Origin of the sequence: Spongisporangium articulatum (assembly GCF_044465595.1) — a bacterium.
Lineage (GTDB): Bacteria > Actinomycetota > Actinomycetes > Actinomycetales > Kineosporiaceae > Spongisporangium > Spongisporangium articulatum.
Genome location: NZ_JBITLV010000005.1, coordinates 364500 through 389628 on the forward strand (window position 1 = coordinate 364500; position 25129 = coordinate 389628).

Annotated in this window: 24 protein-coding genes; 7 read left to right on the forward strand and 17 right to left on the reverse strand. The window is 71.7% G+C overall.

Annotated features, from left to right (window positions below):
• Positions 1-13: 13 nt before the first annotated feature.
• On the forward strand, positions 14-1021 hold the full coding sequence (locus ACIB24_RS16795; RefSeq protein ID WP_398282708.1) for a zinc-dependent alcohol dehydrogenase family protein: 1008 nt from the start codon (positions 14-16) through the stop codon (positions 1019-1021).
• Here the strand turns inward: ACIB24_RS16795 and ACIB24_RS16800 are convergent.
• Complete coding sequence (locus ACIB24_RS16800; protein WP_398282710.1) at positions 1014-1490, reverse strand: winged helix-turn-helix transcriptional regulator; 477 nt, start codon at positions 1488-1490, stop codon at positions 1014-1016. The genes ACIB24_RS16795 and ACIB24_RS16800 overlap by 8 nt on opposite strands.
• 57 nt (positions 1491-1547) lie before the next feature.
• On the opposite strand from ACIB24_RS16800, the gene ACIB24_RS16805 reads away from it, so the two are divergent.
• Both ACIB24_RS16805 and ACIB24_RS16810 read left to right on the forward strand, forming a co-directional pair.
• Positions 1548-2948 carry an MFS transporter gene (locus ACIB24_RS16805; RefSeq protein WP_398282712.1) on the forward strand — a complete coding sequence of 467 codons (1401 nt, stop codon included), beginning with the start codon at positions 1548-1550 and terminating at the stop codon, positions 2946-2948.
• Positions 2949-3004: 56 nt separating this feature from the next.
• Entirely contained in the window at positions 3005-3310 is a 306-nt protein-coding gene (locus tag ACIB24_RS16810) for a hypothetical protein (RefSeq protein ID WP_398282714.1), read from the forward strand.
• Here ACIB24_RS16810 and ACIB24_RS16815 read toward each other — a convergent pair.
• On the reverse strand, positions 3307-5133 hold the full coding sequence (locus ACIB24_RS16815; RefSeq protein WP_398282716.1) for an ABC-F family ATP-binding cassette domain-containing protein: 1827 nt from the start codon (positions 5131-5133) through the stop codon (positions 3307-3309). The two genes, ACIB24_RS16810 and ACIB24_RS16815, sit on opposite strands and share 4 nt — an antisense overlap.
• 17 nt (positions 5134-5150) lie before the next feature.
• Complete coding sequence (locus tag ACIB24_RS16820; protein WP_398282718.1) at positions 5151-6092, reverse strand: 4-(cytidine 5'-diphospho)-2-C-methyl-D-erythritol kinase; 942 nt, start codon at positions 6090-6092, stop codon at positions 5151-5153.
• A 150-nt stretch (positions 6093-6242) separates the two neighbouring features.
• On the opposite strand from ACIB24_RS16820, the gene ACIB24_RS16825 reads away from it, so the two are divergent.
• Positions 6243-7661 (forward strand): purine-cytosine permease family protein, encoded by a 1419-nt coding sequence (locus ACIB24_RS16825; RefSeq protein WP_398282720.1) that lies wholly within the window; start codon positions 6243-6245, stop codon positions 7659-7661.
• A gap of 93 nt (positions 7662-7754) precedes the next feature.
• On the opposite strand, the gene ACIB24_RS16830 is transcribed toward ACIB24_RS16825, so the two are convergent.
• Positions 7755-9311 carry a PucR family transcriptional regulator gene (locus tag ACIB24_RS16830; RefSeq protein WP_398282722.1) on the reverse strand — a complete coding sequence of 519 codons (1557 nt, stop codon included), beginning with the start codon at positions 9309-9311 and terminating at the stop codon, positions 7755-7757.
• A 118-nt stretch (positions 9312-9429) separates the two neighbouring features.
• On the opposite strand from ACIB24_RS16830, the gene ACIB24_RS16835 reads away from it, so the two are divergent.
• Positions 9430-9903, forward strand: a complete 474-nt coding sequence (locus tag ACIB24_RS16835) for a nucleoside deaminase (RefSeq protein ID WP_398282724.1) — start codon at positions 9430-9432, stop codon at positions 9901-9903.
• A 24-nt stretch (positions 9904-9927) separates the two neighbouring features.
• On the opposite strand, the gene ACIB24_RS16840 is transcribed toward ACIB24_RS16835, so the two are convergent.
• From ACIB24_RS16840 to ACIB24_RS16895, 12 genes are all read right to left on the reverse strand, one after another.
• Positions 9928-11046 carry a hypothetical protein gene (locus ACIB24_RS16840; RefSeq protein ID WP_398282726.1) on the reverse strand — a complete coding sequence of 373 codons (1119 nt, stop codon included), beginning with the start codon at positions 11044-11046 and terminating at the stop codon, positions 9928-9930.
• A gap of 168 nt (positions 11047-11214) precedes the next feature.
• On the reverse strand, positions 11215-12087 hold the full coding sequence (gene rsmA / locus ACIB24_RS16845; protein WP_398282890.1) for a 16S rRNA (adenine(1518)-N(6)/adenine(1519)-N(6))-dimethyltransferase RsmA: 873 nt from the start codon (positions 12085-12087) through the stop codon (positions 11215-11217).
• Between the two features lie 62 nt (positions 12088-12149).
• Positions 12150-13262 (reverse strand): ubiquitin-like domain-containing protein, encoded by a 1113-nt coding sequence (locus tag ACIB24_RS16850; protein ID WP_398282728.1) that lies wholly within the window; start codon positions 13260-13262, stop codon positions 12150-12152.
• Positions 13263-13697: 435 nt separating this feature from the next.
• Positions 13698-14558, reverse strand: a complete 861-nt coding sequence (locus ACIB24_RS16855) for a TatD family hydrolase (RefSeq protein ID WP_398282730.1) — start codon at positions 14556-14558, stop codon at positions 13698-13700.
• A complete protein-coding gene (locus ACIB24_RS16860; protein WP_398282732.1) occupies positions 14555-15043 on the reverse strand; it encodes a GNAT family N-acetyltransferase in 489 nt (162 codons plus the stop codon). Before ACIB24_RS16860 ends, ACIB24_RS16855 begins: the two co-directional genes overlap by 4 nt.
• A 21-nt stretch (positions 15044-15064) precedes the next feature.
• On the reverse strand, positions 15065-15841 hold the full coding sequence (locus ACIB24_RS16865; RefSeq protein ID WP_398282734.1) for an aminotransferase class IV: 777 nt from the start codon (positions 15839-15841) through the stop codon (positions 15065-15067).
• A gap of 35 nt (positions 15842-15876) precedes the next feature.
• On the reverse strand, positions 15877-16665 hold the full coding sequence (locus tag ACIB24_RS16870; RefSeq protein WP_398282736.1) for a hypothetical protein: 789 nt from the start codon (positions 16663-16665) through the stop codon (positions 15877-15879).
• A 38-nt stretch (positions 16666-16703) separates the two neighbouring features.
• Entirely contained in the window at positions 16704-17465 is a 762-nt protein-coding gene (locus tag ACIB24_RS16875; RefSeq protein WP_398282738.1) for a hypothetical protein, read from the reverse strand.
• A gap of 95 nt (positions 17466-17560) precedes the next feature.
• Positions 17561-19351 (reverse strand): methionine--tRNA ligase, encoded by a 1791-nt coding sequence (metG, locus tag ACIB24_RS16880; protein WP_398282740.1) that lies wholly within the window; start codon positions 19349-19351, stop codon positions 17561-17563.
• Positions 19352-19401: 50 nt separating this feature from the next.
• On the reverse strand, positions 19402-20454 hold the full coding sequence (locus ACIB24_RS16885; protein ID WP_398282742.1) for a diguanylate cyclase: 1053 nt from the start codon (positions 20452-20454) through the stop codon (positions 19402-19404).
• Positions 20451-21491 carry a GGDEF domain-containing protein gene (locus ACIB24_RS16890; RefSeq protein WP_398282744.1) on the reverse strand — a complete coding sequence of 347 codons (1041 nt, stop codon included), beginning with the start codon at positions 21489-21491 and terminating at the stop codon, positions 20451-20453. The genes ACIB24_RS16885 and ACIB24_RS16890 overlap by 4 nt, the downstream gene beginning before the upstream one ends.
• A 95-nt stretch (positions 21492-21586) precedes the next feature.
• Positions 21587-22762: an aminotransferase class I/II-fold pyridoxal phosphate-dependent enzyme gene (locus tag ACIB24_RS16895; RefSeq protein ID WP_398282746.1), complete on the reverse strand. Its 1176-nt coding sequence runs from the start codon at positions 22760-22762 to the stop codon at positions 21587-21589.
• A 61-nt stretch (positions 22763-22823) separates the two neighbouring features.
• On the opposite strand from ACIB24_RS16895, the gene ACIB24_RS16900 reads away from it, so the two are divergent.
• Complete coding sequence (locus tag ACIB24_RS16900; RefSeq protein ID WP_398282748.1) at positions 22824-23552, forward strand: VOC family protein; 729 nt, start codon at positions 22824-22826, stop codon at positions 23550-23552.
• Complete coding sequence (locus tag ACIB24_RS16905) at positions 23549-24112, forward strand: GNAT family N-acetyltransferase (protein ID WP_398282750.1); 564 nt, start codon at positions 23549-23551, stop codon at positions 24110-24112. Before ACIB24_RS16900 ends, ACIB24_RS16905 begins: the two co-directional genes overlap by 4 nt.
• 43 nt (positions 24113-24155) lie before the next feature.
• On the opposite strand, the gene ACIB24_RS16910 is transcribed toward ACIB24_RS16905, so the two are convergent.
• On the reverse strand, positions 24156-25100 hold the full coding sequence (locus tag ACIB24_RS16910) for a hypothetical protein (protein ID WP_398282752.1): 945 nt from the start codon (positions 25098-25100) through the stop codon (positions 24156-24158).
• Positions 25101-25129: the final 29 nt, after the last annotated feature.

Genomic DNA, 25129 nt, shown 5'->3' on the forward strand with positions numbered 1-25129 from the left:
CAGGGGACGACGGGTGCGCGCCGCTGTCGTCACGGGGGTCGGGACCGTCTCGGTCGAGACGGTGCCCGACCCCACCCCGGGCCCGCGGGACGTCGTCATCTCCGTCGCGGGGTGCGGCATCTGCGGGACCGACCTGCACATCCTGGGTGGGCAGTTCGCCCCGTCGCTGCCGATCGTGCCCGGCCACGAGTTCGCCGGGGAGATCGTGGCCGTCGGTGCCGAGGTGCGGGCCCGGTTCGGGCTGGCAGTCGGTGACCGGGTGGCCGCCGACCCGAACCAGTACTGCGGTGAGTGCTACCAGTGCCGGCGCGGGCGGGGGAACCTGTGCGAGAACTTCGCCGCGGTAGGCGTCACCCTGCCCGGGGCGGCCGCCGAGTACGTCGTGGCGGCCGCCGCGAACTGCGTGAAACTGCCCGAGGGGCTGGCAGTCTCGGACGCGGCACTGATCGAGCCCCTGTCCTGCTCGGTGCACGGTTTCGACGTCCTGCCCCGCGACCTCGGGGCCTCGTACCTGATCTACGGCGCGGGCACGATGGGCCTGATGAACCTCGAGCTGGCCAAGCGGGCCGGGGCGGGGTCCGTCGACGTCGTCGAGCCCAACGGCGAACGTCTCGGTACCGCCCGCCTGCTCGGTTGCTCGAGCGCCGCGACCGACGCGGCCGAGCTGGAGCGGCCGCGCGGCTGGGACGTCGTGATCGACTGCACGGGCGTGGTCGCCGCGATCGAGGACGGGCTGTCGAGAGTGGCCCAGGGCGGCCATTTCCTGCAGTTCGGCGTCGCCGACATGCAGGCCGTGGCCCGGTTCAACCCGTACCGGGTGTTCCGCGAGGAGATCACGATCGTCGGTTCCTTCGCGGTGCAGCGCAGCTACGAGCGGGCCGCCGCGTTGTTCTTCGGCGGCCTGCTCGACCCCGACGTCTTCATCAGCGACCGCTACCCGCTGGCCGCCTACCCCGCCGCGCTCGACCAGGTCCGACGGGGCATCGGGCGCAAGGTGCTGGTCGACCCGCGGCTCAGCTGACCTTCCCCCGGGCGCCGAGGTCGACGTCCTCGACCGGATGGCCTGCCGCGCAGAGCAGTTCGACGTGCACCGGTGCACCGCAGTCGTGGTGGCGCAGCTCAACGCGCGCCGGGCGGACCCACCGGTCGCCCCACGTCATCAACGCGGCCAGCACCGGGAAGAACTCGCGGCCCATCTCGGTCAGGCCGTACTCGTAGCGGGTGCGCGCGCCCGGCTCGCGGTAGGGGCGGCGGGCGAGGAGACCGGCGTCCACCAGGTCCTTCAGCCGCGCCGCGGCGACCGACTCGCTCACGCCGACGCGGTGGGCGAAGTCGTCGAACCGGGTGGTGCCGTAGAAGGCCTCGCGCAGCAGCAGGAACGCGGACCGGTTACCGACCAGGCCCAGCGCGGAGGCCACCGGGCAGTCCGTCGCCTCCCAGCCGCTGCGCGGGTCGAGAGCCCCGGTCAGGTGGATGGTCGCCTCACTCATACCCGTCAGCCTAGCTGGCTTGACAAAGCAGAAGCCAGCCCGCCACCCTCCCTGGCTATGGCATCCACTAGTCAGCTGGCGCAGACGCCCCGGGCGACGGCCGCCCCCGGTGAGGTCCTGGTCATCGTCTGTGCGGGCGTCGTCCTGGCCAGCCTCGACCTGTTCATCGTCAACGTGGCCCTGCCGCGGATCGCGGTCGACCTGCACGAACCCGACCTGGGGCGGCTGTCCTGGGTGCTGAATGCCTACGCGATCGTCTACGCCGCGCTCCTGGTCTTCTTCGGGCGGTTGGCCGACCGCTACCGGCGCGACCGCGGCTTCCTGCTCGGCGTCGCGATCTTCACGGCCGCCTCGGCCGGCTGCGCCCTCTCGGTGAACCTCGAGATGCTCGTCGGGCTGCGGGTTCTCCAGGCCGCGGGGGCGGCCCTGCTCACCCCGACGTCGCTGGGGCTCGTGCTGGCGAGCTTCCCGGCCGAACGCCGCGCCGGGGCGGTCCGCGCCTGGACGGCGACCGGCGGCGCCGCGGCCGCGCTCGGCCCGGTCGTGGGCGGCCTGCTGGTCTCGGTGGACTGGCGCTGGGTCTTCCTGGTCAACGTCCCGATCGGCCTGCTGGCCCTGGCCGTCGGGTGGCGGCGGCTGCCCGCCGTCCCGGGGCACGACATCGAGGCCCCCGACGCCCTCGGCGCCGTGCTCGTCACGGGCGGCGTGGGGGCGCTGACGCTCGCCCTCGTCGAGGGCTCGACCTGGGGCTGGTCGGACGCCGCCACGCTCGGCGCGCTGGCCGCCGCGGCCCTGCTGCTGGCCGGGTTCGTCGCCCACTGCCTGCGCGCCCGGTCACCCCTGGTGACCCCGGAACTGTTCTCGACACAAGGGTTCTCGGTCGCCTCGGTGATCACCCTGCTGCACGGCACGGCGTTCGCGGCGATGATCTTCTCGGCCGTCCTGGTCCCCCAGGAGGTCTGGGGCTGGAGCCCGCTGCGCACCGGGTTCGCCGTGGCGGTCGGCCCGCTGATGGTGCCGATCGTGGCGTTCGGCGTGGCCGGCCGGCTGATCGCCCGCTTCGGTCCCGGCCCGGTGATTGCGGCCGGCTGCCTGAGCATCGGCGCAGGCACGGCCTGGTTCGCCCTGCACGTCACGGCCGAGCCGCACTATGCGACCGCGATCCTGCCCGGCATGCTGGCCACCGGGGTCGGCGTCGGTCTCTCCCTGCCGACCATCATGGCCGCCGCCGCGGGATCCCTTCCGCCGTCGGCATTCTCGACCGGTTCCGCCGTCGTCAACATGATCCGGCAGACCGGGATGGCCCTGGGTGTCGCGATCGTCGTCGCGATCCTCGCGTCGGCCGCGGCGCCGGTCACCGGCTTCCACCGGGCCTGGTGGACGACGTCGGCCCTCACCGTGGTCGCGGCGCTCGTCGCCCTGGTCGGCCTTCGCGTGACCGACGGGGAACACGTTTGACCCGACTGTCGCGTGGGCAAAACCAGAACCACACCGACTGTGTTCTGGGGGTAGCGATGACCGAGTACGTCTACGACGAAGAGGCCAGCGCGGCCCTGCACATGGACGTCGTGCACGAGGTCGACGCACCGCCGTCGCGCTCCACGTGGGTCGAGGCGATGCGTCGGCTCAACCGCATCGAGGACCCGCTCGCCCGCCGGCTGGTCCGCCTGCACATCGACTGCGGGTCCGGGGTCGGCGAGTGTGACGACGTCGAGGAGTACGACGGCGAGTCCGTGCCCGTCGGCTGGGGCTGCGAGACGATGGAGATCATCGCCGGCCACTTCGGGGTCCAGTACCCCGTGGCCACCGACGGGTACTAGTCCGCCAGCTCGGCGGCGGCCAGCCACTCCTCCTCGAGCTGCTCGCGCTGGGCGACGGTGTCGCGCAGTTCGGCGTCGAGTTTCAGGACGGCCTCGTGATCGGTGGCCTGCTCGGCCATCCGGGCGTGCAGCTTCTCCTCCGCCGCGCTGAGTTTCGCCATCTGGCGTTCGATCCGCTGCATGTCCTTGCGGGCCGCGCGCACGTCGGCCGCGCTGGCCGCCGGTTGCTGCGTTTGCGCTCCGTCGGCGCCGGAGGCGCCTCCTCCCAAGTCGACGGGAGAAGTCTGCGTTCGTGCATGATCGACGGGGGATTGGGCGCGCAGGCGCAGGTACTCGTCGACCCCGCCGGGCAGGTGCCGCAGCCGGCCGCCGAGGATCGCGTACTGCTGGTCGGTGACGCGCTCCAGGAAGTACCGGTCGTGCGAGACCACCACCAGCGTGCCGGGCCAGGAGTCGAGCAGGTCCTCCATCGCGGCCAGCATGTCGGTGTCGACGTCGTTGGTCGGCTCGTCGAGGATCAGCACGTTCGGCTGCGAGAGCAGCACGAGAAGCAGCTGCAGGCGCCGTTTCTGGCCACCGGACAGATCCTTCACCGGGGTCGAGAGCTGGGCGTTCGAGAACCCGAGCCGCTCCAGCAGCTGGCCCGGCGTCATGTCACGCGCCTTCGAGCCGGTGCCCATCGTGTACGTCGTGCGCAACCCGGCCAGCACGACCCGCACCGGGTCACCGAGGAACGGCTCGAGGTCGTCCATCCGCTGCGAGAGGGTCGCCACCTGCACGGTCTTCCCGCGCTTCACCCGTCCGCCGGTCGGCGTCACCGTGCCCGCGACCAGCCCGAGCAGCGTCGACTTGCCCGACCCGTTCACGCCGAGGATGCCGGTCCGCTCGCCGGGGGCGATCCGCCACTCGACGTCGCGCAGCACCTGCTTGTCGCCGTAGGAGACCGAGGCGTCCTCCAGGTCCACGACGTCCTTGCCCAGTCGCCCGACGGCCAGCGACTGCAGCGTCGTCGGGTCCCGCAGCGGCGGCACGTCGGCGATCAGCGCGTTGGCGGCGTCGATCCGGAACCGGGGCTTCGACGTGCGCGCGGGCGGGCCCCGCCGCAGCCAGGCCAGCTCCTTGCGGGCCAGGTTCTGCCGCCGCTCCTCGCGTACCGCGGCCTGCCGGTCCCGCTCGACCCGCTGCAGGATGTACGCGGCGTAGCCGCCCTCGAAGGGTTCGACGATCCGGTCGTGCACCTCCCACGTGGTGGTGCAGACCTCGTCGAGGAACCACCGGTCGTGCGTGACCACCAGCAGGCCAGCGGAGTTCGCCGGCCAGCGCCGCTTCAGGTGGGCCGCCAGCCAGGTGATGGCCTCGACGTCCAGGTGGTTGGTCGGCTCGTCCAGCGCCAGGACGTCGTGATCGCCGGCCAGCAGCGCCGCGAGCGCCACCCGCCGCCGCTGCCCACCCGACAGCTCACCGACGACCGCCTCGAACGGCAGGTCGCCGAGCAGCCCGGCGATCACGTCCCGGACCTTCGCGTCGCCCGCCCACTCGTGGTCGGCCGCGTCTGCGACCACCGCCTCGCGCACCGTGTGCGCGTCGAGCAGGGTGTCGGCCTGGTCCAGGACGCCGACCCGCACCCCGCTGCGGACGGTGACGCGTCCGCCGTCCGGTTCGAGCCGCCCGGCGAGCATCGCGAGCAGACTGGACTTGCCGTCGCCGTTACGCCCGACGATGCCGATCCGGTCGCCCTCGTTCACCCCGAGCGAGACGGAGTCGAACACGACCTTCGTCGGGAACTCCAGGTGCAGGGCCTCGGCCCCGAGCAGGTGCGCCATCGCGTCGTCCGGAGGTCTCAGCCGCGGACCGGCTCGACCAGCCGGGCCCCGCCGACCGGACCGATGGTGCGGCGCACCTCGGACACCCCGCCCGAGGCGGTCAACGCGACGGCGATGTCGAGGGCGTGGCCGTTGTCCCGGGCCAGGAAGACGACCGTGGGGCCCGACCCGGAGACCAGTGCGCCCAGCGCCCCGACCTTGCGGCCGATCGAGAGGGTGCGCTCCAGGGCCGGGTCGAGCGAGACGGCCGCCGCCTGCAGGTCGTTGCTGAGCGCGGCCCCCAGCCCGTCGGCGTCCCCGGCCCGCAGGGCCTGCATGAGCTGCGGCGAGACCGACAGGTCGGTGGGCGGCTCGGGCGCCTGCCCGGCGTCCCGCAGGCGGTCGATCTCGCGGTAGACCTCGGGGGTGGACAGGCCGCGCCCGGCCATCGCGACCACCCAGTGGTACTCGCCCCGGGCCAGCGCCGGGCTCAGCACCTCGCCGCGGCCGGTGCCGATCGCCGTGCCGCCCAGCAGGGCGAACGGGACGTCGGAGCCCAGCTCCGCGGCCAGCGCGTGCAGCTCCTCGCGGTCGAGCCCGGTGTTCCACAGGTGGTCGCAGGCGACCAGCGCGGCCGCGGCGTCGGCCGAGCCGCCGGCCATCCCGCCGGCCACCGGGATGCCCTTGACCAGGTGCATCCGGACGCCGTCGGTCACCCCGGCGCGTTCGGCCAGCAGGTGCGCGGCCCGGACCGCCAGGTTGGTCCCGTCGGTCGGGACGAGTTCGGCCTCGGGGCCGTCGACCACGATGCTGACGTCGTCCGCGAGCTCGACCGTGAGGTCGTCGAACAGGGCGACGGCGTGGAAGACCGTGGCCAGCTCGTGGAAGCCGTCCTCGCGCGGAGGGCCGACCCGCAGCTCCAGGTTGACCTTCGCGGGCACGCGCACCGTGATCAGGTTCGTCGCTCCTGGCGTGCTCATCGGGGTCACAGTACGCAGCGCACCCGGACGGCACGACTCAGGGTCTTCCTTGTGCACTCGCAGGGTGCGGACGCATTGCACGTCGAGGCCCCCGGTGCAGCGGACTGTCCGTCCGTTGTCGCGCGGCGGGCCGCACCGGACAGTGGAGGCATGACCGCCGAAGCGACCCTGGGCTCCTCCTCCGCATCCCACTACGGCTCCAGCGTCACCGCTGTGGAGCCGGGTGGCATCGAACGCGTGCCGGCCTCCGAGCGGCACGGTTCGCCGATCCAGCTCCTCTGGACCTGGTCCTCTCCGAACCTCGAGTTCGCCACCGTCTTCGTCGGCGTCCTCGGAGTGGCGGTCTTCGGCCTGTCCTTCTGGCAGGCCGCCGCCGCCCTGGTACTCGGCTCCGCCGTCGGCGGCCTGACCCACGGCGTCCTCTCCTCGTGGGGGCCGAGGGCCGGACTGCCGCAGATGGTGCTCTCGCGCACCGGGTTCGGTTTCCTCGGGAACCTGCTGCCCGCCGGGCTGAACGCCGTCATGGCCGGCGCCGGTTGGTTCGCGGTCAACAGCGTGAGCGGCGCCCTCGCCCTCTCGGCGTTGACCGGGCTGTCCGGCAAGCTCTGCCTCGTGATCATTGTGATCGCCGAACTCGCCATCGGCTTCATGGGGCACAACCTGGTGCACGCCTTCGAGCGGATCGCCCTGCCGGTCCTGGTGGTCGCGTTCGCCCTCGGCGCCGTCTCGGTCTTCAGCAGTGCCAACCTGGGCGCCGCGGCCACGGGTGACGGCAGCGTCCTGGCCGGCTTCACCGTGACCTTCAGCACGGCCTTCGGCTACGCGGCCGGGTGGAACCCCTACGGCACCGACTACACGCGCTACCTCCCCGAAGACACCAGCCCCACGCTCACCGGCTTCTACGCGGGCTTCGGCAATTTCTTCTCCTGCGCCGTGCTGACCGTCGTGGGCGCCGCCTCGGCCACCATCCCCGCAATCGGCGAAAACCCGACGGAGAACTTCACCGGGCCGATGCCTACGTGGATCGGTAACCTGGTGCTGTTCGGCATCGCTCTCGGCGCCGTATCGGCGAACGCCGTGAACGTCTACTCCGCGGCCATGTCGTTCCTCGCCCTGGGCGTCAAGCTGCCGTTGAATCTGCGCCGCGCGATCGTCGCCATCGGTTTCGGCCTGATCGGTTTCATCCTGGCCTGGACGTCGCTGGCCGACGCCGGTGAGAAGTATGAGAACTTCCTGCTGGTGATCGCCTACTGGATCGCCCCCTGGCTCGGCGTCGTCCTGGTCGACCGCTGGCTGCGCCGCGGCACGGTGATCGACGACATCATCGAGGACACGAGGTACACGAACTGGGCCGGGCCCATCGCGATGCTGGTCAGCATGGTGGTCTCGATCTACCTGTTCTCCTATCAGACGGAGTACTCGGGCCCGCTGGCCGGCGGGAGCGTCGGCGACATCACCCCGCTGGTGGGCATCGCCCTGGCCGCCGGCATCTACTACGTCCTGTTCAAGCTGCTGAAGCCGGCCGCCCCGAAGGAGCACTACGTCCCCGCCCACCACGCCCCCGAGTGAGTAATTCGTGATCAAGGAATTCTCTGCGGGCGTGGGCGGTGACCTCGCCGACCGACGAAGCAAAGAATTCCTTGATCACGAACGGGGTTGCCGCTAGCGCGTCAACCGGTGGGCGATCGCGGCCATGAGCAGGGCCGCGTGCAGGCGGGGTTCGTCGACGTCGTGGCCGAGCAGGGCCTCGATCCGCTCGATCCGCTGGTACAGCGACTGCCGGCCCAGGTGCAGGGCGGCGGCCGTCTTCGTCGGTGAGTTCCCATTCTGCAGAAGCACTTCCAACGTGTGCACCAGTTCACTGCGGTGCGCGGCGTCCCAGTCGATCAGGGCCGCCAGCGTCGAACGGGCCATCGCGCGCAGGGCGTCGGTGTCGGTGCTGCCGGTCAGCTGCAGCTCGAGGGCCAGCTCGCGCGCGGTCACCACCGCGGGCGCACCTCCCGGACGTCCGGCCCGCTCCCCCACCGCCAGCCGCAACGCCGCCCGCGCGGCCCGCAACGACGACGACACCGGCCTCGCGCCCGCCTCGGCCGGCACCGCGTGCCCCAGCGCGACCGTCAGCTCCGGGACGCCGAACCGGCTGCGGACCGACTCGAGCACGGCGGCCGCCCGGCCGACCGCGTCGTGCCGCGGGTCGCCGTCCTCGGGCGCGGGCACCACGAGCAGCCCGTGCACCCCGCCCCCGACCCGACCCACCAGTCGGGGCCCGTCCAGCTCCCGGCCCGCGCGCTCCAGCACGGCCTGCGCCGGCCCGGTCTCGGGCCCGTCCACCGCCGCGGCCAGCACCGACTGCCCGACCCGCGGGTGGAAGCCGAGCATGCCCGCCCGCAGCCGGAAGTCGGCGTCACCGGGCTTGCCCTCGAGCAGGTCGGCGAGCAGCGCCCCGGCCTGCCGGTCCTGCTGGCTGGGCGGACTGCCGGTCATGAGGACGGCCAACCCGAGCGCCACCGCGACCCGCTCCAACACGTCGGTGAGGTCGGCCTCGGGCAGCGGCGACCCGGCCCCCGCCAGGACCCGGCCCCAGACCTGGCCGTGCACCACGATCGGCGTGATCAACCGGGCCGCGTCGACCACCGTCCACGCCGCCCGGTGGTCACGCACCCCGTTCACCGCCACCAGCGCCCCCGCGGCCGACAGCACCACCAGCGGGCACCCGACCAGGTCACCCGCGGTCGACAGCACCCCGCTGAGCCCGGCGCCCGCGGTCAGCGAGGCGTTCAGGGCCCGGCTGGTGCGTTCGCCGAGCCGCATCCGGGCCGACTCGGCGTCCACGATCGCGGTGTTCGCGGCCTGGCTGATCCGGATGAACGGCACCACCCGGGTCAGCCCGATCAGCGGCAACCCGTGCGTCCGAGCCTCCTCGACCAGCTCGACCGGCGGCTCCGAGAAGGTGCGCCCCAGCTCCAGCGCGAGCCCGGCGACCCCCACCTCGGCGAGGCGCCGCACGTAGTGGCGCCGCGCCCCGGCGTCCGGGCCCGCCAGGCCCAACCCCGTGGTGAGCAGCAGCTCTCCACCCGAAAGCAGCGGCCAGATCTCGTAGATCTCGCTGGAGTGCACCCAGCGGACCGGCCGGTCCAGACCGGCCCCACCGGTCAGCACCTCGGGGCCCGCGGCGCGCAGCTCCTCGAAGGCGAGGAGGTCGCGCAGGGTGAAGGCCACGGGCCTCATTGTCCACTGACCCAACAAACGACGACAGACGTTCTGCACGTCTCACACCCGGTCCAGGCGGCTGGATCGTCCGTTGCCGCGGGCCGCGCCCGGCCCGCAGAGTGGTGCCATGACCGAGTCGCTGATCTTGCCCCCGACCCTCGAACCGGCCGACATGCTCACCGTCGCGCTCGCCGAGGCCCGCGCCGGGCTGGCCGAGGGCGGCATCCCCATCGGGGCGGCCCTGTTCGGGGCGGACGGCACCCTGCTCGGTCGCGGGCACAACCGCCGGGTGCAGGACGGCGACCCCTCGGTGCACGCCGAGACCGACGCCTTCCGGGCGGCCGGGCGGCAGCGCAGCTACCGCGGGACGACGATGGTCACCACGCTCTCGCCGTGCTGGTACTGCTCGGGGCTGGTCCGTCAGTTCGGCATCTCGAACGTCGTCGTCGGCGAGACCCGCACCTTCACCGGCGGGCACGACTGGCTGGCCGAGCTCGGGGTGCGCGTCACGGTCCTGGACGACGAGGCGTGCGTGCAGCTGCTGGGCGACTTCGTCGCCGAGTTCCCGGCGCTGTGGAACGAGGACATCGGCGAGGAGTGACCCCTCGCCGATGGTCCGGGCCGATCAGATCAGGGCCGAGACCTTCGCGCCCGCCGATGATCCGAAGGCGTTGACCGCCCGCACCGTGTACGTGCACAGCTTCAGGCCAGGGGCGCCGTCGTACACGAGCGCCCGCCCGGGCAACGCCCAGCCCTGCTCCCCACAGCCGGCCGGGACGTCGACCACCCAGTCGGTGGCCATCGCTCGGCCGGACACCTGGGCCGGGCCCGTGATCGCCACATAGGCACCGAAGAGGAGGGCATTGCCGGTGACGGCCCGCACGCCCGTCGGGGTGGGTGGGGCGGCCGTGGTCCGGCTCTGCACCTGCGCGGTGAAGCCGCGGGCGGTCAGGTCGGCGGTGGTGTACGTCCTCGCATTCCCCATCTGGTCCTTCACCGTCACGGTCATTCCCCAGGTGGTGTTCGTGCCGCCCGGAATCACGACCGTGCCGGTCCAGGTGCCGTTCACGCCGGTCCCGCCGGTGCGGGTCAGCGTGCCGCCGGTCGTGTTGTACCCGAGGCCGCCGTCGAGGTTCGTCGGCCGACCCGCCGGGAACCCGGCCACCGAGACACCGGCCACCCCCGTGACGTCGTCGGTCGCCGTCACGGTCACGGGAACGGCGGCGTTCTGGGTGGTCACGTCGACGGAGGTGGCGCCCAGGCCGAACGACTGCGCCACCGGCGCCGTGGTGTCCGGCGTCCCGGTGACGGTCACCGCGAACGGCAGCCCGGCCGCGGTCAGCGTGGGGGCTTGGACGTAGCCGTGGTTGCACGTGTTGAGGGACAGGAACGGGTACTGGCCCGGCGGGTTGAAGGCGTTGACCGAGAACGAGTACGAGTAGTTCCCACCGGACTTCTTGCTCATCTGTGTGGCGCCCACGACGGGGGTGGTGCGCAGGTCGTTCATGTACACGTACACGCAGCCGGGGCTGCCCTTGGCCACGTGCACCGAGATCGTCACCGTGGCGGCCGCGGTGTTGGCCACCGACGACGGGGTGATCGTCACGCTGTCGAAGCACACCACGGCGTCGTCCGTGCAGGCCTGGCTGGCGGCGCCGGCCGGGACCGCGCTCAGCGCCGGCCCGATCAGGACCGCGCCGAGCACGGCGGTCGCCAACGTCCGGAGGACAGTTCGGTCAGGCACGCGGGAACCCCCTGGTCGGGCCCCGCCACCGTGCGAGGCTCGGCGCAGGGTAGGCGACACCGGACGCCGCACCGGAAGGGTTCTGCACCGGAGCGATCAGGAAGTGCGCAGGTGTTGTCGGTCCTGCGCAGCCCGCCACACCTGCACAGCCCGTTTCGGGAATTCGCCTCAGCCTCGGGCTGCGGCGACCGCGGCGAACTGCGTGACGTCGAGAGTTTCGCCCCGGGCCTGGGGGTCGACGCCTGCGGCCCGCAGCGCGCGTTCGGCCTCGACGGGAGAGCCGGCCCAGCCGGCCAGCGCCGCCCGCAGGGTCTTGCGGCGCTGCGCGAAGGCCGCGTCGATGCAGGCGAACACCTGCTCGCGCGACGCGCTCGTGACCGGGGCCTCCCGCACGGTGAACTGCACGAGCCCCGACTCCACCTGCGGGACGGGCCAGAACACCTGTCGAGGGACGGCGCCCGCGCGTCGCACGTCCGCGTACCAGGCGGCCTTCGCCGACGGGACGCCGTACGCGGGCTCACCGGCGCGGGCCGCCAACCGCTCGGCCACCTCGGCCTGGACCATGACCAGCCCCCGCTGCAGCGACGGCAGCCGCTCCAGCAGGGTCAGCAGCACCGGGACGGCGACGTTGTAGGGCAGGTTGGCGACCAGGGAGACCGGGCGCTCGGGCAGGTCGGCCCCGGTGACGCGCAGCGCGTCGGCGCCGACGACCCGGAAGGCCGGGCTCCCGTCGTCCACCCGGTCCTGCAGCGTGCCCGGCAGGGCCGCGGCCAGAACGGGGTCGATCTCGACGGCGACCACGCTCGCCCCCGTCTCCAGCAGGGCGAGCGTGAGCGAGCCGAGCCCCGGGCCGACCTCGAGCACCGTGTCCCCGGAGCCGACCTCGGCGAGGCGGGCGATGCGGCGCACCGTGTTCGCGTCGTGGACGAAGTTCTGGCCCAGCTGCTTGGTCGGGCGGACCCCCAGAGATGCCGCTAGGGCCCGCACATCGGCGGGCCCCAGCAGTCGGGTGGTCACCGGAGTGCTCCCCAACCCGCACATCGGCGGGGGTGGGTCCACTCCAGCAGCTTGGTCACGATGTTCAGTATGTCGGCGCGGACACCTCAGTCGTACAGGTGGGCGCCGCAACCCCACTGCCCGGAGCCGGCCTTCTTGTAGAGCAGCTTGGCGCGGTAGGTCTGCTCGTCGGAGCCGGCGTCGACCGGGTTGCCGGAGCCGCCGACCGACCGCCAGGTGGACAGCGAGAACTGGTACAGCCCGTAGTAGCCGGCCGGGTTGACCGCCTTCGGGTTGCCGCCCGACTCGCACTTGGCCAGGGCCTTCCAGTTCAGCGAGTCGACGTCGCCACCGACGCTGCCCCCGCTGAACGGACGGGACTTGGTGCCGACCTGCATCACCTGGGTGACCGGCTTCTTCAGCACCTTGGCCGTCACGAGGGTCTTCTTGTCGACCTTGCCGTTGGCGGTGACCACGATGTAGGTCGCGGTCCGCTTACCGGCCTTGCCCTTTTTCAGGATCTTGGTCTGGTCGGTGTAGAGCTTGTTGTTCTTCTTCTTCACGACCGGGAACGCGACCGTCTCGGCGCGGGTGACGCGCTTGCGCTCGATCCGGGTCAACGAGACCGTCTGCCCCTCGACCAGCGGCGCCGACGGGACGGCGGAGAGCTTGTCCAGCGGGTTGACCACGACGGCCTTCTGGGTCAGCAGCGCGCTGACGTTCGGGGCGGTGGTGGTGAGCCACTGCTTCTTGCCGCCGACGACCAGCTTGACCTTCTTCGGCGTGGAGACCCACATCGTGAGGCCGCCGCGACCGATCGGCTGCGAGCGCGAGGCCGACATCTGCGCCCCGAGGGCGCGCACGCCCAGCGAGTTGAGGGCCGAGTCGACGTTCAGGTCGGTCGTCCAGAACGTCTGCTTCTTGCCGTCGACCGTGAGGGTCAGCGGGCGGGCGTACCGGACGACGACGGTGCCGCCGTCACCGAGCGGAGTGTTCTGGGCGGGGGCGACGATGTCCCGGGCGCCGACGCGGATGTCCTGGTCGCGGAGGAAGTCTCCGACGGTCCCGGACATCGACCGTACATGCGTGACGCGGCCGTCGACGGTGAGGGTGACGTCCTTGTGGGCTGATGCGTAGATCACGCTGCCGCCGATCACGGCGGTCAACAGGGCGGCCTGTACGGCGATTCTGCCGGGCGTGCCCATGACGAGTGCGCGCACTGCGCTCCTGACCTCGAGATACCCGGGCACGGCTCGGAAGGTCGCATCGTGCTCGGGTGGCTTCGACCTGCCCGGCATCCCTGCTCGGGCCGACGCGGTGCTGTGCGCACCAGCGTCGAGGACGGCCTCTGCTTCACCCTGGCAGTTCGTCGCGCCGCGACTGCGGAGTTGCGCGCACTACTGCGGGCCGTGCCGTCCTGGTTGCCTGCGTACCTCCCGGAATCTCTCCGATCCCGGCTGTCGACGAACGACCGTAACCGAATCGAGATCGGTCACAAAGTTTTGATCCGTGTCCGGCGCGTCGTGGATCTTGAAAAGTGTCTCGTTTCAGCAGGTCAGCGAAGTGAGTGTGGAGCCGGTCACCTCTGACGTATCAGGCGTTTCGGGCGTCACCGTTAGCACACCTCGCACACGAGTCAAGCATCCGCTTAAGACTCACCACGCTCCGTACACAGCCTGCGTGGTGGCCTCGAGTTGCGCGCACACCTGAGCCACGTCGCGCTGCGTGACATCGGCTACGACGCGTAAGGAATGCGGAATCAGGTAGCTGGCATTGGGTTTTCCACGGAACGGCACCGGCGTGAGGTACGGCGCATCGGTCTCGATCAGCACGAACTCCGGCGGGACGGCGGCGAGCGCCGCCCGCGACGCGTGAGCGTTCTTGAACGTGACGGTCCCGGCGAAACTCAGGTACCACCCCTGTTCCACGCAGTACCGGGCCATCGGCTCGTCACCGGAGAAGCAGTGGAAAACCGTTTTCTCGGGCGCCTTCTCGTCGTTGAGGATACGGATGACGTCGTCATGCGCGTCGCGGTCGTGGATCTGCAGCACCTTGCCGGTCCGCTTGGCCAGGTCGATATGCCTTCGGAACGACTCCTCCTGAGCCAGGCGGCCTTTCGCGTCATCGACCCAGTAGTGGTCGAGCCCGGTCTCACCGACGACGCGGACCCGCTCGTGCCCAGCGAGTTCCTCGATCTCCTGCCAGGCCGACTCGAAAGTGCCTGCCTCGTGGTGTTTCGTGGCCTCCGTAGGGTGCAGGGCGACCCCACCGAGCAGCTCCTCGTGCCGGTCGACGGCCTGCACCGTCCAGCGGGCCGCGGCCAGGTCGCAGCCGATCTGCACCATGCGGTGCACGTTGACGGACTTCGCCCGTTCGATCAGCTCGGCCACGGTCGACTCGTCGGGGAACACACCCTCCCCCTCGCCTCGCACGTGGTCGAGGTGGGTGTGATTGTCCGTGACTGGCGACGGAAGCCGTTCCGGGGCAGGCGGATACGCGGACAAGAGCTCGTTCATGACAGGTTCCGCCACATCACGTGCAGGCCGACCGGGCCGTGGGTCGGATGGTCGAAGGCCTCGGGGATCGTCGTCATGATGTCGAAACCCATTGATTGCCAGAGTTTCACGGCGTGCACGTTGGTCTCGACCACCGCATTGAACTGCATCGCCCGGAACCCCTGGTCCCGGGCGGCGGCGAGGACGTGCTCGGCCAGCGCGCGACCCGTTCCCCGGCCGGCGGCCTCGGGAGCCACCATGAAGCCCGCGTTCGCCACGTGCGATCCGGCGGCCGGCTGGTTGGGGTGCAGCTCGGCCGTCCCCAGCACGACGCCGTCCGCCTCGGCCACGAACACCCGACCGCCGGGCTTGCCCGTCCACCACACGCGGGCGGCGGCCTCGGTCGTGTCGACGGGCCAGCAGTAGGTGGCCCCCGCAGCGACGATGCGCCGCAGGAACCCCCAGACCGGCGCCCAGTCGTCATCTCGGTAGTCGCGGATCACCACGCTCGGCACTCTAGGGCGTGCCTAGATGCGGTCCCAGGCGACGTCGTCCAGGAGGGCCGCGAGTTCGCCGACCGGCCCGGCCGCGGCGTCGAACCCGACCTCGCCGATCCGGCCCACCGGCGCCAGGCCCGTGGAGTTGGCCACGAACGCGACCGGATGGCGCCCGACGTCGGCCAGGGGCACCGGTCGCTGCACGGCCGGGTGCCCGGTCGCGACGAGCCGCGCGTCCAGCAGTTGCCAGGTCGTCCCCCGCAGCACCGGCGCGTCGGGCCAGACGACCCGCCCCGCGTCGTCCAGGAACCCGACGTTGGCGATGCTGGTCTCGGTGACCAGGCCGCCGGGCGTGATCAGCAGCGCGTCGTCGAACCCCCGGCGGCGGGCCTCGCGCGCGTGGAAGCTCTGGGCGAACGACCCGACGTGCTTGACGTGCGCGAGCGGGCGCGCGTAGTCGACGGGCAGGAGGGCCAGCGCGTCGCGGGACGGCTCGGACGGCGGGCGCAGCGAGATCAGCACCCGGACCTCGCCCGGCGCGGGGCCGACGACCGTGACCCGCAGCTGACCGTCCGGCTGCTCGGCGACGGCGGCGCGCATCCAGGCCCGCAGCCGTGCCTCGTCGAGCGGCTCGTCGAACAGCTCGGCCTGCTGGCGGCGCAGCCGCTCGAAGTGCGAGTCCAGCCCGCGGACGGCGCCGTCGCGCACCTGCATCGTCGTGTAGTGGCCGTAGTTGGTGACCGCCGCGCCGGCCAGCTCCTCGGCCGTCGCGTCCCGACCGTCCACCAGCACCCTGAGCCCGACCATGCCCCGAACTGTAGGAGCGGGCGGCTCAGGGCGCCTCAGCCGATGAAGAACGTGCTGCCGGTGACGGCGGCCGAGGTGCCGTTGGCGTTCCGGGCCCGGACGGTGATCGTGCAGGTGCCCGTCCCGCCCTGGTGAACGCCGAAGGCCGTCACGGACCACCAGACGTCCCCCGTCGTGGGACGGCACTTGCCGGTGGACGTCGTCACCCAGTCCGCGGCCACCGGCCGCCCGGTCGCCGACTGCGACCAGGTCGCCCGCCAGCGCTGGTAGGCGCTCAGCTCCCCGCCGACGAACCACTCGCTGCGCACGCTCAGGCCCCGGGGGGCCGGCGGGACGACGCCGGGCGCGGTCGAGGTGCTCACCTGGCTCGGCAGGCCCGCCCCGACCAGCCGGGACGTCGGCCAGACCTCCGACACCGCGTTGTCGCCGTCGACGACGTGGGTGAGCACGAGGCTGAACCTCCACGTCGAGCGGGTGCCGCCGGTCAGCGGGACGGTCAGCGAGTAGGTGCCGTCGGCGGCCGTGCCCGCGGTGCGCTGCATCGCGGGCAGCATCAGGGTGTCCGTGCCCACCGGCCCGACCGGTGCCGACGGGTCGCGGACGACCTCGAAGCTCACCGTGATCTGGTCGGTGTTGCGGGCCGTAGCGGTCAGCGTGACCGATCCGGCCTTGTAGGTGACGTCCTGCGTCGCGGTCGGGAAGGACAGCCCGGTCAGGAGCGGGCCGTCGGCCGCGGCGGCCGGGCCGGCCACGGCCACCCCCACGCCACCGGTCAGGATCAGAGCCGCGGCGGCCGCCGTCGTCCTGATGAAACGCCTTCCCATCGAAACCTCCCGCGCTGTAGAGCGTGTCTGCCGAGTCCTCAGATGACGGCCATCGCCTGGGCGGTCCACTCCGACGCGCCCCGGTCGTTGACCGCCCGCAGCTTGCCGGTGCACGGGCCGGGCAGAGGCGCCCGGCGCAGCGCGTTCAGGCTGTTCGGCTGCTCGGGGCTGCCCGGGGCGGCCGACGACGTCCCCGAGCACACCCCGCCGAGCTGCAGCTGGTAGAGGGCCGCGACCGCCGTGGCCGGGATCCCCTTCCAGGTGAACACGGCGTTCACCCCCGACAGCGGCGACCAGACCGTGGTGGCTCTCAGACCCGTCGGCTTGGCCGGTGCGGCGGTGACCACGCTCTGCACGCCGGGCGCCAGAGCCCCCGGCGTCACGTGCCAGCCGTCCGTCACGCCGTCGGCGCCGCCGACGTCCGTGAGGCGCCAGGTGCCGATCACGCCGGGCCGCAGGCGGAAGGTGCCCTCCCACACGCCGTCCTGCGCGGTGCCCGAGACCCGCACGAGCGCGGCGGACAGTTCGATGGTCCCCTGGGTCGCCGACGTCACCGACAACCCGGCGCTCACGCTGATCAGGGTCCGCGGCGAGGTCACCCGCACCGAGACCTTGACGGGCACGTAGGCGTTGGCGGTGAGGTCGACGGTGCCGCGGTCGAGGGTGGCGCTCTGCAGGCAACTGCCGTCGGCCGCACACACCGCGGCCGCCTGGGCGGGAGCAGCGACGACGGCGGAGGCCGCCGTGAGTGCGGCGACGGTGAGCAGGCAGGCGGTGCGGGACAGGGCGAACCGCTTCATCGTCGAAACCTCCCGGTCGTGAATGCCGGGCGGAAGACAACCGGTCGGGATCTCCCCTGCAGAAGTGCTCTTGACAGGAGCACCCGTGTCGAGCCCTACGAGCGCAGGCGCTCCAACTCCTCCTCGACGATCGCGTCGTCGAGCTTGCGGAAGACCGGCGTCGGAGCGCCGACCGGCGTCCCGGGGACGACGGGCGTCGACTCCCAGGCCGCGACCGTCGACCCGACCCGGTAGTCACCCGCAAGGATCGGGTAGCCCGGACCGCCGTCCAGGTCGTCGACCTCCCGGATCTCCGGCAACGGCGAGACCGTGCCCGTCCCGCCGAAGGTCTCGTGCACGGCCTGCGCGGAGTGCGGCAGGAACGGCGACAGCTGGGTGCGGCAGTCGCTGATCGCCTGGGCGGCGACGTGCAGGACGGTCCTCATCCGCTCCGGGTCCTCGTTCTTCAGCTTCCAGGGTGCCGTGTCGGACAGGTACTTGTTCGCCTCGCCGACGACCCGCATCGCCTCGGTCACGGCGGCCTTCTGCCGGTGCGTGCGCAGCAGGTCGCCGACCGTCTCGAACCCGGTGCGGGTCGTGGCCAGCAGCTCGTGGTCGATCGGCAGCAGGTCGCCCTTCTCCGGGATGGCACCGACGTTCTTGTGGATCAGCGACGCGGTGCGGTTCACCAGGTTGCCCCAGCCGGCGACCAGCTCGTCGTTGGTGCGGCGGACGAACTCCGACCAGGTGAAGTCCGTGTCCTGGTTCTCCGGACCCGCGGTCGCGATGAAGTACCGCAGGGCGTCGGGCTGGTAGCGGGCCAACATGTCCCGCACGTAGATGACGACGCCCCGCGACGACGAGAACTGCTTGCCCTCCATCGTCAGGAACTCCGAGCTGACCACCTCGGTGGGCAGGTTCAGTTCGCCGTAAACGCCTGGGGCGCCGCCCTTGTCGCCCTTCCCGGCGTAGGCCAGCAGCTCGGCCGGCCAGATCTGGGAGTGGAAGGTGATGTTGTCCTTGCCCATGAAGTAGGACGACAGAGCGGCCGGGTCGTTCCACCAGCGGCGCCAGGCGTCCGGGTCGCCGCTGCGCCGGGCCCACTCGATGGAGGCCGACAGGTAGCCCACGACCGCGTCGAACCACACGTACAGGCGCTTGTTCGGGTTGTCGGACCAGCCGTCCAGGGGGACGGGGATGCCCCAGTCGATGTCGCGCGTCATGGCCCGCGGGCGGACGTCGTCCAGCAGGTTGAGGCTGAACTTCAGCACGTTCGGACGCCAGTCGGTGCGCGTCTGCAGCCAGCTGCCGAGCGTCTCGACCAGCGCCGGCAGGTCGAGGAAGAAGTGCTCGGTCTCGACGAACACTGGTGTCTCGCCGTTGATCCGGCTGCGCGGTTCGATCAGGTCGGCCGCGTCGAGCTGGTTGCCGCAGTTGTCGCACTGGTCGCCGCGGGCCTGTCCGTACCCGCAGATCGGGCAGGTGCCCTCGATGTAGCGGTCGGGCAGCGTGCGACCGGTGGACGGCGAGATCGCGCCCGTGGTCGTCTGCTCGATCATGTAGCCGTTCTTGTGGATGGTGCGGAACAGCTCCTGCGCGACCGCGTAGTGGTTACGGGTCGTCGTCCGGGTGAAGAGGTCGTAGCTGAGCCCCAGGCCCGCGAGGTCCTCGACGATGACCCGGTTGTACCGGTCGGCGAGCTGGCGCGGCGTGACGCCCTCCTGCTCGGCCTGGACCAGGATCGGCGTCCCGTGCTCGTCCGTGCCGCTGACCATGAGCACGTCGTGACCCGCCATCCGCATGTAGCGGGAGTACACGTCGGAGGGGACGCCGAAGCCGGCGACGTGACCGATGTGCCGTGGGCCGTTGGCGTAGGGCCAGGCCACCGCGGAGAGAACGTGCGTCATGGGTCCGATCCTGTCACGGACCGCCAGGGGCTTTTCCCCCGGCGCGCACCTCAGGCCGCGAGCACGCGGACGGCGTTGCGGCCCGCGCTCTTCGCCTCGTACATCAGGCCGTCGGCCCGGTCGATCATCGACCACACCAGCTCGGTCGACGACGCGTCGACCCCGTACAGCGCCTCGGGGGCCAGCGTCACCCCGCCGACGCTCACCGTCGTCCCCCACGAGACGAGCGCGTCCTCCACGGCGGCCCGCAGCCGCTCGGCCAGGACGTCCAGGTCCTCGGCCCGCTCCATCACGGCGAGCACGCAGAACTCCTCGCCGCCGATGCGGGCGGCCACGTCGGTGAGCCGGACCGTGCCCGCCACGACCGCGGCGACCTGGCACAGCACCTCGTCGCCGACCTTGTGCCCGTAGCCGTCGTTCGTGCGCTTGAAGTGGTCCAGGTCGGCCACCAGGACGGCGAGCGCCCGGCCGTCGCGGGCCGCGCGGGCGATCAGCAGCGGGGCCTTCTCGGCCAACCCGCGACGGTTGGCCAGACCCGTGAGGGGGTCGCTGGTGGCCAGAGCCTCGGCCTCGCGGCGGGCCTCCTCCAACCGGGTGCGGTAGTCCAGCACCGTCATGCCCGGGGCGGCGCACATCCCGGCCAGCAGCAGCGCGGCCGGCATCCGCCAGGCCCACGACCCCTCGAGCAGCAGGGCCAGCCCGGCCACCCCGGCCGACGACGCCCCGACCATCAGGTGCACGGCCGCGCGGGACTGGGTCATCGCGGTGCTGAGCGGCACCAGCACCACGGAGATCACACTCAGCAGCAGCACGAGCTGGTTCACGGCCAGCACCGCCAGGACGAGACCGACCGCGATGCCGTACGTGTTCATCACCAGCACCTGGAACGGCGTCGCCGTGCGACGGGCCAGGGTCAGGCCGACGAAGAGCACGTGGGCCGGGATCAGGGCCAGTACCCACAGCGCGCGGCCGGGCCCGAACAGCCCCGGGACGAGCGCCTGCACGGCCAGCATCACCGCGGCGACCGAACTGCCCCACACGATCAGGGGCACCAGTTCCTCGAGCGTGCCGGCCCGGAACCGGTCGCCGGCCGGCTCGCTCATACGGCCACCACGACCCGGGCCACGTTACGACCGGCGTCCTTCGCCTCGTAGAGCAGCACGTCGGCCCGGTCGAGCAACGTCCAGATCCGTTCCACCGGATCGCCACCCGGGGCGGGCCCCAGCCGGTCGGGCCGGACCTGCACGCCCCCGGCGCTCACGGTCATGCCCCAGGCCCCGGCGTCGTGCTCGACGGTCCGCCGGATCCGCTCGGCCAGGTGGTCGGCACCCTCGGTGGTGGGCAGCACGGCCAGGACGCAGAACTCCTCACCGCCGATCCGGGCCACCACGTCGCCGTCCCGCACGGAGCCCCGGACCGTGTGGGCGACCCGGCGCAGCACGTCGTCGCCCACGGCATGCCCGTAGGCGTCGTTCACACGCTTGAAGTGGTCCAGGTCGATGGCCAGGACGGCGACGTTCCCGCCGGCCGCGGTGGCCTGGTCCAGCAGGGCGGGGACGCGTTCGGCCAGGCCGCGCCGGTTCAGCAGCCCGGTGAGCGGGTCGGTCTCGGCGGCCCGCTGGGCGGCCTGCACGGCGCTTTCGAGCTGACGTCGGAAGTAGAGGACCGTGAGCCCCGGCAGGACGGTCATGGTCACGATCAGCGCCAGGAGCGTGAGCCCGGCCGTGTCGACGCCCACCCGGATCACGGTGACCGGGGTGGCCAGGCCCACCGCGAGCACCAGGAACTTCCAGGTCGAACGCACCGACAGGCGCACGGCCGCGGTCAGGCCGATGATCCCGAAGACGTTCAGGAGAGCGACCGCGTAGGACTCGTCCACGGCGAAGTACCCGCACAGGGCCAGCGTCACCAGGGCCACGGTCAGGTAGATCGGCGCCGTGGAGTCGGCCTCGCGGCGCCGGTGGATCACCGGCACCGGCAGCATCAGCAGGACGCACGCACCCACCAGCCACGGCCGCCCCTCCGGCCGGTAGACGCCGGGCAGAAAGGCCGAGACGGCCGCGAGCAGGGTCCCTACGGGCAGGCCGAGGAGCGCCACGTACGTCAGTGGCGTGATCGGCGCGCGTGCCTCGGACTTCATCGGACCTCCCGTGCTGCTTCTCGGCAGGAAGAGGCCCCGAGGTTGAGCCCCGGCGGCAAACCGGGTTTCGACGAGCGCGGGCTGCGCGGTGCGGCTCAGCCCAGTTCGGGCAGCCCGCGGCGGATCTGGCGCACCGCCTGGGCGATCCGGTGCTCGTTCTCGATCAGCGCGAACCGCACGAAACCGTCACCGTCGGGCCCGAACCCGACGCCGGGGCTGACCGCCACGTCGCAGTCGGTGACGAGCTTCTTGGCGAAGTCGATCGAGCCGAGGTGCCGGTAGGCGGGCGGGATGGGCGCCCAGACGAACATCGTCCCCTTCGGATGCGGGACCTCCCAGCCGATCCGGTTCAGCCCGTCGATCAGGGCGTTGCGCCGGCGCTCGTAGATCTCGTTGATCTCCAGCGGGTAGTCGCTCGCCTCGTTCAGGGTCACCGTGGCCGCGATCTGGACCGGCTGGAAGGCGCCGTAGTCGAGGTAGCTCTTGAGCTTGGCCAGCGCGGCGACGACCTCGGCGTTGCCGAGCATGAAGGCCATCCGCCAGCCCGCCATCGAGAAGCTCTTGGTCATCGAGTACAGCTCGACCGCTACCTCGAGAGCGCCTTCACATTCAAGGATGGACGGCGGTCGCCACCCGTCGAAACTCACGTCTGCGTAGGCGAAGTCGTGCACCAGGACGACGTCGCGCTCGCGAGCCCAGTCGACCAGACGCTGCAGGTCCTCCTTCTCGACCGTCGCCGTCGTCGGGTTGTGCGGGAACGACAGGACGACGACCCGCGGCTTCGGCCAGCCGTAGTCCCAGGCCGCCATCACGTTCTCGATGTAGTCGACGCCCGGCCCGACGGGGACCTGGCGGGCGTCGGCGCCCGCGAAGTACGGGCCCCAGATGTGGATCGGGTACGAGGGCGAGGGCACCAGCGCCACGTCCCCGGGCTGCAGCAGCACCCACATCAGGTGGCTGAAACCCTCCTTCGCACCGATCGTGGTGATCACGTTCCTGTCGGGGTCGAGCTCGACCTTGTACTGCTCGGCGTAGCGGCGGGCGATCGCCGCGCGCAGGTTGGGGATGCCGCGGCTGGAGGAGTACCGGTGGTTGCGCTCGTTGTGGGCGGCCTCGGCGAGCTTCTCCACGGCGACCGCGGGGCTGGGGATGTCGGGGTTGCCGAACCCCAGGTCGACGATGTCCCGACCGGCTCGGCGGGCCTCGAGCTTCAAGGTGTCGATGATCGTGAAGACGTAGGGCGGCAGGCCGGGGATGCGTCGGAATTCCACCCGCCCGAGCGTAACCATCGCGTGCTCGCGCGGTCGGTAGCCATTCGGGGACAATTGGCCGGTGGCCACCCGACTCGTGAGCGTCGTCATCGACACCCCCGACCCGGCCGGGCTCGCCGCGTGGTGGGGCGCGGCCCTCGGCTGGCCCGTCTCGCACGAGGACGGCGAGAGCGAGGCCACACCGCCGGCCGGTGAACCCGGCATCGACCTGGTCTTCGTGAAGGTCGACGACCCGCGGGTGGAGCGCAACCGGGTGCACCTGGATCTGCGGACGTCGTCGCCGGAAGAACAGCCGGCCCTGGTCGCCCGCCTCCTGGACGCCGGGGCGAAGCGTGCCGACATCGGCCAGGGTGACGTGCCGTGGGAGGTCCTGGAGGACCCGGAGGGCAACGTGTTCTGCGTGCTCGAGCCGCGCGCGGCGTCCGAGTCCACCGGTGCCGTGGCCGGCATCGTCGTGGAGGCGAGCGACCCGGCGTCGCTCGGCCGGTTTTGGGTGTCCGCCTCAGGCTGGAAGGTCGGCCATCAGTCGGACCGGACCACGGCGCTGATCCGGCCCGACGGGCTCGGCCCGTGGCTGGCCTTCGTGGCGTCGGACCGGCCCCGGCTGGCCAAGAACCGCCTGCACCTGGACGTCGCGCCGGGCCCGGACGACGACCAGGGCGTGGAGGTGGCCCGGCTGCACGCGCTCGGGGCGCGGGCCGTGGACGTCGGACAGGCCGTCGAGGACATCACCTGGGTCGTCCTGGCCGACCCCGAGGACAACGAGTTCTGCGTACTCTCACCCCGGTGAACATCCCGTCGTTGCGCACTTCCCGCCTCCTGCTGCGCGGGTGGACCGACGCGGACCGTGAGGCGTTCGCGGCGCTGAATGCCGATCCTGACGTGATGCACCACTTCCCGGCCGCGCTGTCCCGGGCCGAGAGCGACGCGCTGGTCGACACGATCCAGGAGCGTTGGGTGACCAACGGCTGGGGCCTGTGGGCCACCGAGGTCCGCGACGGCGGGCCGTTGGACGGCCGTTTCATCGGCTTCATCGGCCTGAACCCGGCGCCCGCCGAGTACCCGTGCGCCCCGGCCACCGAGATCGGCTGGCGCCTGGCCTCTTTCGCCTGGGGTCACGGCTACGCGACCGAAGGCGCGCTCCGGGTGGTGGAGTTCGCCTTCGAGGAGGCCGGTCTCGACGAGCTGGTGTCGTTCACGACGTTCAAGAACGAGCGCTCCCAGGCGGTGATGCGGCGGATCGGGATGACCCGCGACCCGGACGGCGACTTCGTCAGCACCCGGGTGCCCGCCGACTGGCCGGAACGTTTCTCGGTCCTCTACCGCCTGCGTGCGCCATCTACGACCTGATCGTGTGGGATCGGTGACGTCATAAGCCACCGATGCCACACGATCATCGCCGGCACCGACCGCAGGTCCGGAACGAGCCGGGCCATCCGTTCCGTCTGAGGAGAGTCACGACCTGGTGCGCCACCTCGCAGGGCACGGTCGTGACGTCGTGCCACCCGTAGCGCAGCGTGTCGTCGTCGGCCAGGGTCGAGAGGTTGTCCCGCCGCCAGTCGCGGAACCGCAGATCGTCCGGGTGTGCACCGCGACCGTCCAGCTCGACCAAGACGTGCCACTCCTTGTACCGGACATCGCGGTAGCGAGACGTCGCGCCCGATCTCTCGGTCCGGTTGCGCTCACCTCGCGGGAGTCCGTGAGGTCTCTCGACGTCACGGGCATAACGGAGTTCGAGAGTGGAGGCGACTCCCACCTCCACGTCGCACATGACTTCCTCGAGCAGCCGTCGCCAGCGGTGTCTCGGACGCGACGCCAACTCGGACCGCAGCCGCTCGACGGTCGTGAACCGACCGTGGGTGGCCGCGAAGACCAGGCGCAGCACGGCGTCCGCAGAGGTCACCTCGTCCGCTGCATCGAGCACACTGACCTCCAGACGAAGGCGCGGTGGGTTCGCCGCACGCCTGATCAGCCTCTCGAAGTCACGACGCCTCATCACCTTCGCTCCCGGCAGCGCGGTGACGGTGCGACGGGCCGGCACCGCCAGACGCACTGCATCCGGCGGGCTCTCGAGCAGGCCGTCGAGCCACAAGGCCGTGCGATGACTCGCCGCCACCGGAGCGCCCACCGCCAGAAGGGCTGCCCATACCCTCATGCGATCGCTCAACGGGCCGGTGAACGTCGAATACACCCCGGGAGAAACGATGGTCCATCGACCGGTCCGCGCGTTCTGCCTGGCCTGGGCGACACTCAGACCCGTCGCCAATAACTGAGATCGACTGATCAACCCTTCCTGCAGGGAGATCAACTCGCTGAGGTGGGTGCCGGGCACGAACACGAGCGCAGCATGGCAACGATCACCGAACC